This window comes from Microbacterium sp. SORGH_AS_1204, assembly GCF_030818935.1.
GTDB lineage: Bacteria > Actinomycetota > Actinomycetes > Actinomycetales > Microbacteriaceae > Microbacterium.
In genome coordinates this window covers 3,657,812-3,670,065 of record NZ_JAUTBD010000001.1, presented here as the reverse complement: position 1 = coordinate 3,670,065, position 12,254 = coordinate 3,657,812, and the positions used below count along the sequence as shown (strand labels likewise).

Genomic DNA, 12,254 nt, shown 5'->3' with positions numbered 1-12,254 from the left:
GGAGATCGTGGCGCATCGGGCGGTGGCACCTGACCGGAGAGCGCCCCGCACTCACACGCGGCGGCGTCGTGCGGCGCGGATCGCGAGCCCGGCGACCAGCGCCACCGCGCCGAGCGCACCGGCCCACAGCGCGATCTCTCCGCCCGTCGCCGGAAGAGCACCCGGCCGGGAGGCGTCGGCATCCGATTCCGAACCGGCCGGGGCGGGGCTCGCGGTCGCCGACGGGGCGGCCGTCGGCGTCGCCGTGGGCAGAGGCGTCGGAGCCGCGGTGCGGGCGGGGATCTCGACCGAGATCGTCATCGAACCGTCTGTGGAATCCCCCGTCGCGGCCTGCGCAGCCAGGGGGGTGGAAAGGGCGAGGGCCAGCAACACTGCCGCCGTCGTCTTGAGAATCACGCGAAGAACCTCCTCTCGGGAGTATGGCGTAAATGGCCCGTGCGGCGCGAGGAATGCACAGGAATTCGTCTATTGATTGCACAACGCCGGCATTCATCGACGGGCGCTCGGGTTCTCCGGGCGCGCCGGCCCAGGGTGCCGCGAGCAACCGCCTTCGCGAGTGTTACCGTGCCCAGGTGATTCCGGATGCCACTCCCCCGCGCCGCATCCACGTCTCGGCCGCGGTCATCACCGACGCCGACGGCCGCCTGCTGGTCGTGCGCAAGGCCGGCACGACGGCGTTCATGCAGCCCGGGGGCAAACCCGAACCCGATGAGACGCCCGCCGAGACCCTCGCGCGCGAACTCGCCGAGGAGGTCGGCCTGATCGTCGACGCCGCCGACCTCGAGCCGCTCGGACGCTTCACCGCGAGCGCCGCGAACGAGCCCGGCTTCGAGGTGGTCGCCGACGTGTTCCGTGTCGACATCGGCGATCAGCAGCCGGTGCCGGATGCCGAGATCGCCGAGCTGCGCTGGGTCACCGCCGCGACGGCATCCGGAATCGAGATCGCTCCGCTGGCGCGGCAGTACTTCCTGCCCGCCTGACGCGTCGCGACCGCCCGGGCCCCGGCTCGGGCCGCCGCATACGCACTCGGCCCGCCGTCCGCGCCTGCGCCCATACGCCGCACGGGCCCGTGCCGGGCCGCCGCGCGGCCCGCGCCCGCGCCGGGCGTCAGCGCGCGAGATCACACGATCGGCGCGAAGGAACCTCCCCCGACGTCGCCCGCGCAGATGACGTCGCCGAGGACGCGTGTTCCCGGGCCCGCCGGATGGCCGACGCCGCGACGCCCGGCTCTCTCGAGCTCGGGGAGCGCCGCGCGGCGGCTCACCAGCTGCTCTTGCGATAGTCCTTCAAGAAGATGCCGAACAGGTCTTCGCCGGCCTCGCCGCGCACGATCGGGTCGTACACGCGCGCCGCGCCGTCGACGAGGTCGAGCGGGGCGTGGAAGCCCTCCTCGGCCAGGCGCACCTTGGTGAAGTGCGGGCGCTCGTCGGTGATCCAACCGGTGTCGACGGCGGTCATGAGGATGCGGTCCGACTCGAACATCTCGCGGGCGCTCGTGCGCGTGAGCATGTTCAGCGCCGCCTTCGCCATGTTCGTGTGCGGGTGGCCGGGGCCCTTGTAGCCGCGGCCGAACACGCCCTCCATCGCCGAGACGTTGACGATGTACTTGCGGTCGAAGGTGGATGCCGCCATCGCCGGCCGCAGTCGGCTGACGAGCAGGAACGGCGCCGTCATGTTGGCCAGCTGCACCTCGAGCATCTCGAGCGGCTCGACCTGGTCGACGTGCTGCGTCCAGCTGTTGATGCGGTCCTCGTCGGGGATGAGGCCGCCGGCGTCGATCGCGGTACCCGTCATCAGCCGCTCCAGCGACGAGGAGCCCGCGGCCATCGCCTCGGCGGTGAGCTCCTCGGCCGTGCGCGCCGCCGACGCGAGGATCGGGTGCGACGACACCGACTGCGCCAGCGCGAGCGGGTGCGCGTCGTTGGTGTGGCCGAAGGTGAGCAGCTCGGGCAGCGGTCCGTCGGGAAGCGGTGCCAGTTCGGCATCCACCAGGGGTTTGTACGCACCCGGCGAGCGCCGCACGGTCTGGGCGGCGTTATTGATGAGGATGTCGAGCGGACCCTCGGATGCCACCGAGTCGGCGAGACCGATCACCTGGGCGGGGTCGCGCAGGTCGATGCCGACGACCTTGAGCCGGTGGATCCAGTCGGCGCTGTCGGGCAGCGACGAGAACCGGCGCACCGCGTCGCGCGGGAAGCGCGTGGTGATGGTGGTGTGCGCGCCGTCGCGCAGCAGCCGCAGCGCGATGTACATGCCGATCTTGGCGCGGCCGCCGGTCAGCAGAGCCCGACGCCCGGTGAGGTCGGTGCGGGCGTCGCGCTTCTCGTGGCTCATCGACGCGCAGTCGGGGCACAGCTGGTGATAGAACGCGTCGACGAGGGTGTAGTCCTCTTTGCAGATGTAGCAGGCGCGGGCCTTGATCAGCTCGCCCGCGAACGGCATCGAGGTGCGGGCGGCCAGGGGGATGCCGCGGGTCTCGTCGTCGATCCGATCCGGGGCTCCCGTAGCGGTGGCGGCGACGACCGCACGATCGGCGTCGGCGATGCGCTGACGCTTCTCTTTGCGCGACTGCCGCTTGACGTCCTTGTAGAGCTTGCCGGTCTGGCGGCGCAGGGCGATGTAGGCGGGGTCGTCGTGGTCGAGCGAGGAGGCGGCGTCGATGACGCGCAGCGCGATCTCGAGCTCGAACGGATCGATGGTGGTCGACCGCGCGGCATCGCGGTCGGGGCTCAGCAGTGTTTCGGGCACGGGGCAGTGTACCGGGGGCTTGCTGGACGCGCGGTGGGCCGGGCGTGTCGCGCTGATGTCGCGGGGCGCGGCGGGCTAGGACTTGCCGCCGTCGACCCAGCGGGTATGCGCCTTCAACGCGTGCAGCACGGCGAGGCGCACCACGACGTAGACGACGGCGCCGATGACGGCCAGCGAGAGGCCCCACGTGAGAAGGATGATGAGCAGGTGCGGGCCAGCGAGTCCGGAGAACATCCGGCGAGCCTAGCCAGGCGCACCCTGCTGGTCAACGTGGTCGGGGCCGACCCGCGCGCCGTCGTCCACGACATGAGACAGGAAGATCGGCGGGTATGCCGAGTGCCGGATGGGTGTTCCCGCCGCTGCGCACGTGCGCCCGGCAGGATCTTCTGCGTTGTGTCCCGCACCGCGGGCGAGAAGGTATCGAGGGGCCTCGGCACCGCGAGGGGCCCGTCTCAGGTGCGCCGCGGCGCCGGGCTCGCGGCATCCATTCGCCTGCCCCGATGCCGCGCGCGGTCCGGGTCGAACCGCAGCAGCCACCGCTGCGCGGGGATCTCGACCAGCTTGTGGATGACCCACGCGATGGCCAACGCGATCGCGAAGGCGGCGAGCGCGAGCGGCACCGCCTGCCGCCACGGCAGTTCGGGGTGACCGTCGGGCCAGGCCGACGACACCGACGCGATGACGAGCAGGTGCACGAGGTAGAACGCGAACGACACGCGTCCGAGCTCCTGCCAGAGCGGCCGGGCGAGGAAGGTCGAGCGCCCGCGGGCATCGGCGTTCGCGAGGGAGGCGACCAGCAGCGCGTAGCAACCGACGGTGCCGGCCATTCCCAGGTGGATGTCGGTGCCCGGCAGCATCGGCGCCTCCGACAGCGCGTACCCGGCGACGGCCAGGGGCAACGCGATGCTGAGGCGCAGCGGCATCCATTCGCCCCTCTTCAGCATCAGGGCGAGGGTCATGCCGAGCACGAACTCGGGCAAACGCAGGAGCGGAGTGGATGCCGACGACAGCACGCCCGGCGCGAAGGCGGCGATCTGCGGGGCGAGGGCGACGAGCACGAGGGATGCCACGACGACCGCCGTGAGCACGCGGTTCGACGCCCGCACCAGCGGACGGATGAGGAACGGGAAGCCGAGGTAGAAGAACGCCTCGCACACGAGTGACCAGCTGGCGGCGTTACCGGCCTGCCACCAGTCGGGTACCCACCCGTTGACGAGGAACACGTTGGCGACCAGGGGCGCGGCGCCGTCGGTGCGGATCTCGGGCACGAGGGTCGCCGCGGCCACGAGGGCGAGAGCGACACCGACGAGGTGCAGGGGGTAGATGCGCGCGACGCGATGCCACCAGAACGAGCGAGCGGTCTGGTGCGGCTTGTATCCCCAGGCCAGCACGAAGCCCGAAAGGATGAAGAACAGCGTCACGCCGGTCTTGCCGGCCTCGAACAGCACGCCCCACGCGACGCCGGCGGTGCCGCCGAAGTAGTTCACGGCCATGAGGTGGTGGCCGAAGATCAGCATCGCCGTGGCCCAGCGCAAACCGGTCAGCGAGGGGAGGGTGCGCACGCGGTCGAGGGGTCCGGGGGTGGCCGCCATCGGGGGTGCGCTCAGTGCGGTGCTGATGATCGCCTCCCGTGTCGTTCTCGAGCGCGAACGCACCCGGCGTCGACGACATCGTTGGGGCCGACCTGAGCACATGGAGTCGCGCAGACCATTCGAGAAGATACTCCCCTCTGGTCAGGAGTTCCTGAAAGGCGCGGGGGTTGACGAGCGGGCGGACGGCACACTGGACGCATGGCCCGACGAACGATTCTGCTCGGTGTCGACGGCGTGCTGCTGGTCGAGATCGACTCCCCGGTGCGCGCATACGCCGCGATGCGCGAGGGCAGAGAAGAAGGCCCCCTGCCCGTTCCGGGCGACGCCGAGGTCACGGCCGACGGACGATTCTTCTTCCGGCCCGCCGTGCTCAGCGGCTTGCGCGAGCTCGACGCCGACCTCGTCTGGAACACCCGCCGCCTCGTCGACCCGCCCGCTCTGCGGGCGCTGGCTGCCGAGCTCGAGCTGACGGATGCCGTGCGGTTCCCGGATGCCGCCGAGCTCCCTGCGGACCCCACCGACACCCGCGTCGACACCGGCCCGAACGTGCTGTGGGAGCACTGGAAGGTGCAGGCGCTCATCGAACGCGCGCGCACGCTCCCCGCCGGCGACGAGGTCGTCGTGGTGGATGCGGTGCTCGACTTCTCGGGGAGCCGCCTGCCCGACGGCCTCGCCCGCCGGGCGAAGCGAGCGGATGCCGCGGGCATCGGCGGCATCCACGTTCCCGACACGTGGGGGCTCGACCCGTGGGGCGTGGAGCTGCTGCGGGAGTGGGTCGCCGGCGGCGCCGTGCCGCGGGTGTGGCAGTACGCGATGCAGTGACCGGCGTCGGTTCCGCCTCGGGCGCGGGGCTCGCTCGTGTGGACGCGGCGACCGTGACGCCGCACACGCCGCATCCGGGGGCGGGGGCGCAGCGCACGGTTTGCGGCCTCCGCGGCGGCGCTCGGTTCTCGCCCTCCGCGGCGGCGTTCGGTTCTCGCCCTCCGCGGCGGTGTTCAGGTCTCGCCCTGCGCGGCGGCGTTCGCGGCGCCCGGTTTTCACCCTCCACTCCGGCGTTTGCGGCGCTCGGTTCTCGGCGGAGAACCGCCCTCCGCGCTGGCGTGTGTCAGCCCTCGGGTGGCAGCGCCCGCTGCGCCACGACCCGACGCGCCTCGACGACGGCCTCGGCGAATTCGGTGTCGGGGTCGTCCATCACGATCGCCGTCGCCCGCGCGTGCGCGCTCACCACGTCGTACGGTGAGGCCGCCGCGCGCTCGACGGTGGGCTCGGCGCGGTACCCGATCGCCGCGAACGCCCTGCTGAGGCTGCGCTGGGTGTCGTGGTCGCCGCGGCCGAACTGGGTGGCGAGCTCTTCGGCGAGCGACTCGTGCGCGTCGTCAGGGACGAGTCCGGATGCCGTGCGCCACGCCGCCCGCGCCACCTCGGGGTGCCGGTCGCGCAGCACCGCCGGCGTGATCACGGCGAACGCGGCGGGATCGCCGATCTTCGACAGCGTGTGCAGCGCCTGACTCCGCGCCTGCGGGATTTCCGACCCCACCTCGGGCAGCAGCGCCGCGACGGCCCGCGCCGCTTCGTGCCGCGTCAACGCCCACGTGAGCATGTCGCGCACGAAGAAGTCGCCCTCGACCGCGCACCGGGCGACGAGCTCGGCGATGTAGCTGTCGTCGGGGCGGGTGCCGGCGGCGAGTGCGGCCTGCAGCCGGGCCGACGCGTCGCGGTGCTCGAGGGCCGCGCGCAGGCGTTCGGCGGAGGTCGTGTCGGTCATGGTGCGTCCAGCGTGTCACGCTGCGGGAGGGGTGCGGGCGGCTGACGGTTCGCAGCGGAGGAGATCCGGGGGCGGGAGGATCTCCGCCGCGGCATCCCTCCTCCGGTGGCCGACTCTCGTCCGCTCGTTCCGCGGGGCGCGGGCGCCGTGACCGGCGGAGGAGCAGGGACGACGGGAGGACACGTCAACGGCATCCCTCCTCCGCCCGCCCCACGCCCTCCGCCCATCACCGGCACCCGCGAAGCTCGCCGCCGATTGAGTGAACGCCGTGACCGGCGCAGGAGCGGAGACGACGGGAGGACGCGTCACTGGCATCCCTCCTCCGCCCACCCCTCGCCCTCCGCCCATCACCGGCACGCGCAAAGCTCGCCGCCGATTGAGTGAACGCCGTGACCGGCGCAGGAGCAGGGACGACGGGAGGACACGTCAACGGCATCCCCCCTCCGCCCGCCCCACGCCCTCCACTCATCACCGGCAGGCGCGAAGCTCGCCGCCGACGAGTGGACGCCGTGACCGGCGCAGGAGCAGGGACGACGGGAGGACGCGTCAGCGGCATCCCTCCTCCGCCCGCCCCCGGCCCTCCGCTCGTCACGGGCAGTGCCCGGCGGCGGCTACTTCCGGCCGACCCGCCGCTCGACGAGCTTGCGCGCGACGTCCATGAAGCTGGGCGCGTACTTGGCCCACTCCTGGTCGAGCTTGCGTACGTCGATTTTGCCGGTGTGGAGCAGCTCGCAGATCTTCATCCAGCTCTCGCCCGTCGCCGCGGTCAGCGCGCCGGCCACCGCCGCGTTCACGACCACGCCGGCGCCTGGAATCAGCTTGAGGAAGCTGGTCGCCAACGCCCGCCCCGCGACCTGCACGCCGAACTGGGCCAGCGCCCCCGCCGACAGCATCGTCTTGACCTCGAGGTCGTAGATGGCGGCGATGCGGCCCATCATCGTGAGTTGGATCGGCGCAAGAGTGAGAGCATCCGAGACAGGAAGCGGAACGGTCGCAGCCCCCGCGGCTGCCGCGGATGCCGTCGCGATGATCGGGCGAGCCATCTCCCGCTTCCACGGGAGGTTGAGGCGCTGTGCGATGCGAAAGGCATCCTTGTCGCGCTCGGGCGCGAGGGCGAGCGTCTCCGTGACAAGGTCACCGAGGCCGTGCCCCTTCCCCTTTCCGTGCTTGTCTCGCGTCGAGGTGAGGATGACCCGTCGGTAGGGGATGCGCAGCCGCGCGCCCGCCTCGTCGACGGGGTCGTTGAGCCAATCGACGAACGCTTCGACGTCTTTCGCGACGCCCTGGTGGCCGGTGAGAGGGTTCTTGATCCAATCGACCTTCGTGAGCACGAGGATGACGGGCAGTCCCCGCGCATCGAGCTCGCGGATCATCGCGATGTCGGCGGGAGTGAGCCGGTCGTCGTTCGCTTTCACGCAATACCAGACGACGGAAATCTGGTGGTCACCGGAATGCGCCGCGATGGCATCCAGGTGATTGCGCAATTGCTGGTCGGGAGGAACGGGGGAGCCGATCTCGAACCCCTCGACGTCCCAGATGCCGAGCGAGTCGTCGCTGTAGAACTGCACGCCCCGCGTGACCGGCAGTCCCCGGCCGACTTTCGCCCAGTCGCGGCCGAAGACGGCGTTCACGAGCGACGATTTGCCGACTCCCGACGCACCCACGATGGCGAGGTTGAACCGCCCGTAACGCGATCGCGCCTCGGACGTCGCCTGGACGAACGCCTTGTCGTCGAGGTCGGGTCTGTCCGCGTTCTTCTTCGCCATGGTGTCGCCTCACAACTCGGATCACGCGCGATTCGCGCTGGACTGCGGATGCCACGAATCTACGGCGCAGCATGCCCGGCGCAGGTTCCCCTTGCGCGCGGGCCGTTGCGACCGCAGGTGATCCGGCGAGGGGAGGACGTTCCGCGCGGCGCCCGTCCTCCGCTACCGGATTCCCCTCCGCTCCGCGTCAGGCGGACGGCGCATCGGCAGCTCGCCGCTCCGCGCGAAGCGAATCGTCACGGCTGCCGCCGCACCGCCGCCCACCCGTCGCCGTCGCGCGTGAACACGATCCGGTCGTGCAGCCGCGACGGACGCCCCTGCCAGAACTCGATCTCGCGCGGCTCCACACGGTACCCACCCCAGTGCGGCGGACGCGGCACAGCCTCGTCGTCACCGAAACGCCGCGAGACCTCCGCCATCTGCTCCTCGAGAAGAGCGCGGGATGCCACCGGCTCCGACTGATGGCTCGCCCACGCCGACAGCTGCGAACCGCGCGGGCGGGAGGCGAAGTAGGCGTCGTCACGCTCGGCGGGCAGAGGCGTCGCGGTCCCGAGCACGATGACCTGGCGCTGCAGCGCGTACCAGGGGAACAGGATCGACACCGCGGGATTCGCGGCCAGGGCCCGCCCCTTCCGCGACTCGCGGTTGGTGAAGAACCACAGCGCACCGTCGTCGTCGATCCCGCGCAGCAGCACCGTGCGCGAGGTCGGTGCGCCCGTGGCATCCACCGTCGAGACGACCATCGCGTTCGGCTCGGGGAGGTCGGCGGCATCCTGCAGCCACCGCTGGAGAAGGGCGGTGGGGGATGCCGCGAGCGCGCCGTCGTCGAGCTCGTCGAGCGTGTAGTCGAGTCGGTGGGCGAGGGGGTTCTCGGTCATCGCGATCCTCCGGGGCTGTGGCGGGAGGCCCATCGTACGGCCGCTCCGTGGCGACGGGCGGGGGGTCGCGGACTGCGGGGTCGCGGACCGCGGGGTCGCTAGACGCGGCAGGCCGCGCACGAGGCAGGGGCGCTCAGCTGAGCGCGAACCGCAGCAGGCCGCGCACGACGCGGGGGCGCACCCTTGGCGGGTGGCCGGCGACGCGGAGGACGGAGACGTGACGGGCGGAGGGGATGTGACCGCGGGAGGACGCTGGGGCGGCATCCGCCCTCCGTTCCTCCCTCGCCCTCCGCTCGTCACGCCCTCGCCCTCCGCTCGTCACGCGCTCGCGCCCGCCGACGCCGACGCCGAGACCCGGCTGCTCTGCACGCTCGGGTTCTGGAAGCCGTAAGGGCACCCGGGGCCGAACCCTGCGCGTCAGAGCGCGTCCACGGCCTCCTGGAGACGCGGCACCCTCTCTCCCGCCTCGACCGCGAGATCCAGTCGGTTGCGGGCGGAGGGCAACGGGCACACGTAGTGGTCGCTGAAGGCGCACGGCGGCAGGAACGCGCGCGTGAAGTCGACGCGCGTCCGGCCCTCGGCATCCGGCAGGTCGACGCGCAGGAAGCGGAAGCGATACGACTCCCGCCCGCTGGTGGCGTCGGCGAACACGACCGAGAGCGCATCCGTGCCCACCGTGGCATCCAGCGTCCGCTCCCGACCGTCGGGCGTCACCAGGTGCAGAAGGCCCGTCGTCGCAGCGAACGATCGGTGCCCGTCGACCGACTCGACCTCGCGCGGGGTGTCGACGGGCTCGAAGCGCGCGGTCACCGACCACTCCTCGCGCGGTTCCCACGCGTCGATGCCGGCGACTCGGAGGCGGCTCGCGGCCCGCGGGTCGAACACCCGGAGCGCCGGAGCGCCGTCACGGGCGTAGGCGCGCAGCTCCCGCTCACCGTCGGTGAGGATCTCGCCCGCGCGCAACGTGACCTCGTCGCCGATCGGGCTGCCGTCGGCGTCGCGGTATCCCGCCGTCGAGAGACCCGACCCGACGGCGCGGTCCTCGTCGGCCCACCACCGCCCCGCGGCTCCGTCGATGACCCGGGCGTCGGGCGTGAGCCACGCCGTGATCGCGAGCGACGCCACGCCGTGCGGCGCGAGCACCGTCCGTTCGCGCGCCGCGTGCCAGCGCTCCCACCGCTCGGCGAAGTCCGTGCTCACGAGCTGACCGCCTGCGCGGGCGCGCGCTCAACGGCACGCGCCGCCCGCCACCCCTCCTCGACCAGTGGCACCACGTCTTCGAGGAGGATGCGGGCCTTCTCGAGGGTGTCGTCGATCGACGCGGTGACGGGATGGATGCCGAGCACCAGCTCGTCGGTCAGCGCCACGGTGGGATCGGCCAGCAGGTCGTCGGCGAGGGCCTGCGGGTCGCCCCAGGCGAAGTTGTCCGAGAGGAACTGCTCGGCCACCGAGCGCGAGGCATCCACGCGCCCGATCTGCGCGGCGAAGCTGTTCCAGCGGGAGGCGGTCTCAGCGGCTTCGGCGAGCGCGGCGTCGGTCGTGGGGCCGGGGAACGCGGACCGCGAGGTGATGACGTAGGGGGTTCGGCTGTCGCCCCAGGTCTCGGCGAACACACGCCGGTACTCGACGACCGAATCGGCCTGGCGCTTCTGGAAGCCCGCGCGGGCTTCGGGCGTCCGCTCGGGCCCGTTGCCGAAGCGCTCGAGGATCAGTCCGATACCGCGGCGGGCGGCGGCGCGGATGCTCTCGATGTTCGAGCTCCCCGCGAACTGCCGCCCCTCGAGTGCGGGCGCCGGCGGCCAGATCGATGCCGAGCCCCCCTCGACGGCACTGCCGTGCAGGCCCCAGCTGAGGGTGTCGAGCTTGGCCTCGAAGGTTCCGTCGCGGTCGGGGCTGTAGGCCTCGAACACGTGGAACGAGTCGCTCGGCACGCCCTTGCCGAGCCCCGCGAGCAGACGCCCCTGCGAGAGGTGGTCGATGACGGCGAGGTCTTCGGCGACCCGCACCGCGTCATCCAGGACCACCGGCAGCACCGCCGTGCCCAGCGCGATGTGCGAGGTGCTCACCGCCGCGGCCCCCAGGAACGCGTAGGGCGAGGGCAGCGCGGCCCAACCCGAGAAGAAGTGCCGGGTGGCGATCCAGGCGCTGTCGTAACCGAGTGCCTCCAGCCCCTGCACCAGGCGGACGTTGTCGCGGTAGATGCGCGAGAGGTCGTCGTGCTGGTCGAGGTGTGTGATGAATCCGACCCGGAGGCGCTCGCCGAGCGGGCTGTCGGCGCGCGCATCGAGGGTGCTGGGCAGCGGACGAGCGGTCATGAGAGGACTCCTGCGGTTTCGGAACGGATGCCGACCCGCTCGACGCTCACGTCGGGTTCGGCGAGACGGTCGGTGTACGGTGCGAGCTCGGAGGGGAGGGCACGAGCGGGGATGCCACGGTCGACCCACGGCACGGAGGTGCGCGCGGCGTCGGCCTGCAGCTGCGGGAGCTGTTCGGCGAAGAGTTCGATGGACTCGAGCACGTGCGCGTGCGCGACGTGCGGACCCTGGAACTGGATCGCCGTCTGCTCGGTGCCCCCGAACTGCGCGGTCCACTCCCAGATGCGGTCGGCGACCTCGGAGGCCGTGCCCACCGCGAAGCTGAGCTTCTCGGCGATGTCGTCGAAGCTGGCGCTGTCGGGACCGCCACGCCAGTCTGTGCGGAGGTAGATCGCGGCATATTCGCGGAGGAACTCCACCGCCCGCTCGCGAGCCTGCTGTCGGGTGGGGGCGACGAGCCCAGACCGGAGGTGAATGACCTCCCCGCCCGGCACCGCGTCGCGGTACTCGGCGTTGATCCGCAGGCGTTCGGCCAGGGGCAGCGGCCGCGGGATCATCAGGCGCAGGCCGTGCTCGCGGGCCAGCGACACGGCATTGCGCCCGGCCGCCGTCCACAGCAGATCCCGCGCCGGTCGCCCCGCGGGCGGGGAGATCTCGACGTCGCGGAAGGAGTAGAACTCCCCCTCGAAGTCGACGACGCCGTCATCGATCGCCTGACGCAGGATCTCGACGATCTCGCGGGCCCGTCCGGGTGCGTCGGCCCGTTCGAACCCCCAGACGGTCGCGAACTCCTCGTTCGCGATGCCCGTGCCCACGCCCAGGTCGAGACGTCCGCCCGACAACGTGTCGACGAGCAGCGCCTGCTCGGCGAGTCGGATGGGGTGATAGAACGGTGCGCACACGATCGACGTGCCGAGTCGGATGCGGGAGGTGACTCCGCTCAACCGCGCGAACAGGGTGAGGGGATCGGGCACCTCGCCGCGCATGCGGAAGTGATGCTCGGTGACCCAGACGCCGTGGTAGCCGAGCTGGTCGCCCAGCACGACCTGCTCTTCGAGCTCACGGTAGAAGGCGGCGGGCGACTGTTCCGGCGAGACGTCGCCGTAGGAGAAGAGATCGATACGAGGCATGGTTCGTTTTCCGTGTAGGGATCGAGGGGAGCCGGGACGACGTCGAGACGCCGCCCCGGC

General features: G+C 71.9%; 13 protein-coding genes. 3 read left to right on the top strand and 10 right to left on the bottom strand.

Translation table 11 applies throughout. The features are described 5' to 3' along the window. Positions 1-51: 51 nt before the first annotated feature. Complete coding sequence (locus tag QE410_RS16910; RefSeq protein WP_307334188.1) at positions 52-396, bottom strand: LPXTG cell wall anchor domain-containing protein; 345 nt, start codon at positions 394-396, stop codon at positions 52-54. 176 nt (positions 397-572) lie between these two features. On the opposite strand from QE410_RS16910, the gene QE410_RS16905 reads away from it, so the two are divergent. Then, the gene (locus QE410_RS16905) at positions 573-980 is read left to right on the top strand and encodes an NUDIX domain-containing protein (protein WP_307334185.1); all 408 of its coding nucleotides are present in this window, start codon (positions 573-575) and stop codon (positions 978-980) included. 280 nt (positions 981-1,260) lie between these two features. Here QE410_RS16905 and QE410_RS16900 read toward each other — a convergent pair whose 3' ends face one another. From QE410_RS16900 to QE410_RS16890, 3 genes are all read right to left on the bottom strand, one after another. Continuing rightward, entirely contained in the window at positions 1,261-2,748 is a 1,488-nt protein-coding gene (locus QE410_RS16900) for an SDR family oxidoreductase (protein WP_307334181.1), read from the bottom strand. 75 nt (positions 2,749-2,823) lie between these two features. Then, positions 2,824-2,982 carry a hypothetical protein gene (locus tag QE410_RS16895; protein WP_307334177.1) on the bottom strand — a complete coding sequence of 53 codons (159 nt, stop codon included), beginning with the start codon at positions 2,980-2,982 and terminating at the stop codon, positions 2,824-2,826. Between the two features lie 218 nt (positions 2,983-3,200). Further along, positions 3,201-4,340 carry an acyltransferase gene (locus QE410_RS16890; RefSeq protein WP_307334173.1) on the bottom strand — a complete coding sequence of 380 codons (1,140 nt, stop codon included), beginning with the start codon at positions 4,338-4,340 and terminating at the stop codon, positions 3,201-3,203. 198 nt (positions 4,341-4,538) lie between these two features. Here QE410_RS16890 and QE410_RS16885 point away from each other — a divergent pair, with 198 nt between their 5' ends. After that, positions 4,539-5,162: a hypothetical protein gene (locus tag QE410_RS16885; RefSeq protein WP_307334170.1), complete on the top strand. Its 624-nt coding sequence runs from the start codon at positions 4,539-4,541 to the stop codon at positions 5,160-5,162. Between the two features lie 283 nt (positions 5,163-5,445). Here the strand turns inward: QE410_RS16885 and QE410_RS16880 are convergent, their stop codons facing one another. The 3 genes from QE410_RS16880 to pdxH form a co-directional block, all read right to left on the bottom strand. Beyond that, positions 5,446-6,105 (bottom strand): HEAT repeat domain-containing protein, encoded by a 660-nt coding sequence (locus tag QE410_RS16880; RefSeq protein ID WP_307334167.1) that lies wholly within the window; start codon positions 6,103-6,105, stop codon positions 5,446-5,448. Between the two features lie 611 nt (positions 6,106-6,716). Further along, a complete protein-coding gene (locus tag QE410_RS16875; RefSeq protein WP_307334162.1) occupies positions 6,717-7,871 on the bottom strand; it encodes a GTPase family protein in 1,155 nt (384 codons plus the stop codon). 236 nt (positions 7,872-8,107) lie between these two features. Then, complete coding sequence (pdxH, locus tag QE410_RS16870) at positions 8,108-8,749, bottom strand: pyridoxamine 5'-phosphate oxidase (RefSeq protein ID WP_307334159.1); 642 nt, start codon at positions 8,747-8,749, stop codon at positions 8,108-8,110. Positions 8,750-8,939: 190 nt separating this feature from the next. Between pdxH and QE410_RS16865 the strand changes: the two genes are divergently transcribed. Then, positions 8,940-9,140: a hypothetical protein gene (locus QE410_RS16865; protein WP_307334155.1), complete on the top strand. Its 201-nt coding sequence runs from the start codon at positions 8,940-8,942 to the stop codon at positions 9,138-9,140. A gap of 26 nt (positions 9,141-9,166) precedes the next feature. Here QE410_RS16865 and QE410_RS16860 read toward each other — a convergent pair whose 3' ends face one another. From QE410_RS16860 to QE410_RS16850, 3 genes are read right to left on the bottom strand one after another with little or no spacing between them, the layout of a single operon-like run. Next, positions 9,167-9,949, bottom strand: coding sequence for a DUF1684 domain-containing protein (locus QE410_RS16860; protein WP_307334152.1), 783 nt, complete (start codon positions 9,947-9,949; stop codon positions 9,167-9,169). After that, a complete protein-coding gene (locus QE410_RS16855) occupies positions 9,946-11,064 on the bottom strand; it encodes an LLM class flavin-dependent oxidoreductase (RefSeq protein WP_307334150.1) in 1,119 nt (372 codons plus the stop codon). Before QE410_RS16855 ends, QE410_RS16860 begins: the two co-directional genes overlap by 4 nt. Continuing rightward, a complete protein-coding gene (locus QE410_RS16850) occupies positions 11,061-12,194 on the bottom strand; it encodes an LLM class flavin-dependent oxidoreductase (protein WP_307334148.1) in 1,134 nt (377 codons plus the stop codon). Before QE410_RS16850 ends, QE410_RS16855 begins: the two co-directional genes overlap by 4 nt. Positions 12,195-12,254: the final 60 nt, after the last annotated feature.

Coding starts and splice junctions, on each gene's coding strand:
- QE410_RS16890 (WP_307334173.1), bottom strand. CDS start 4,340: ATGGCGGCCACCCCCGGACCCCTCGACCGCGTGCGCACCCTCCCCTCG.
- QE410_RS16875 (WP_307334162.1), bottom strand. CDS start 7,871: ATGGCGAAGAAGAACGCGGACAGACCCGACCTCGACGACAAGGCGTTC.
- QE410_RS16850 (WP_307334148.1), bottom strand. CDS start 12,194: ATGCCTCGTATCGATCTCTTCTCCTACGGCGACGTCTCGCCGGAACAG.
- QE410_RS16880 (WP_307334167.1), bottom strand. CDS start 6,105: ATGACCGACACGACCTCCGCCGAACGCCTGCGCGCGGCCCTCGAGCAC.
- pdxH (WP_307334159.1), bottom strand. CDS start 8,749: ATGACCGAGAACCCCCTCGCCCACCGACTCGACTACACGCTCGACGAG.
- QE410_RS16855 (WP_307334150.1), bottom strand. CDS start 11,064: ATGACCGCTCGTCCGCTGCCCAGCACCCTCGATGCGCGCGCCGACAGC.
- QE410_RS16885 (WP_307334170.1), top strand. CDS start 4,539: ATGGCCCGACGAACGATTCTGCTCGGTGTCGACGGCGTGCTGCTGGTC.
- QE410_RS16895 (WP_307334177.1), bottom strand. CDS start 2,982: ATGTTCTCCGGACTCGCTGGCCCGCACCTGCTCATCATCCTTCTCACG.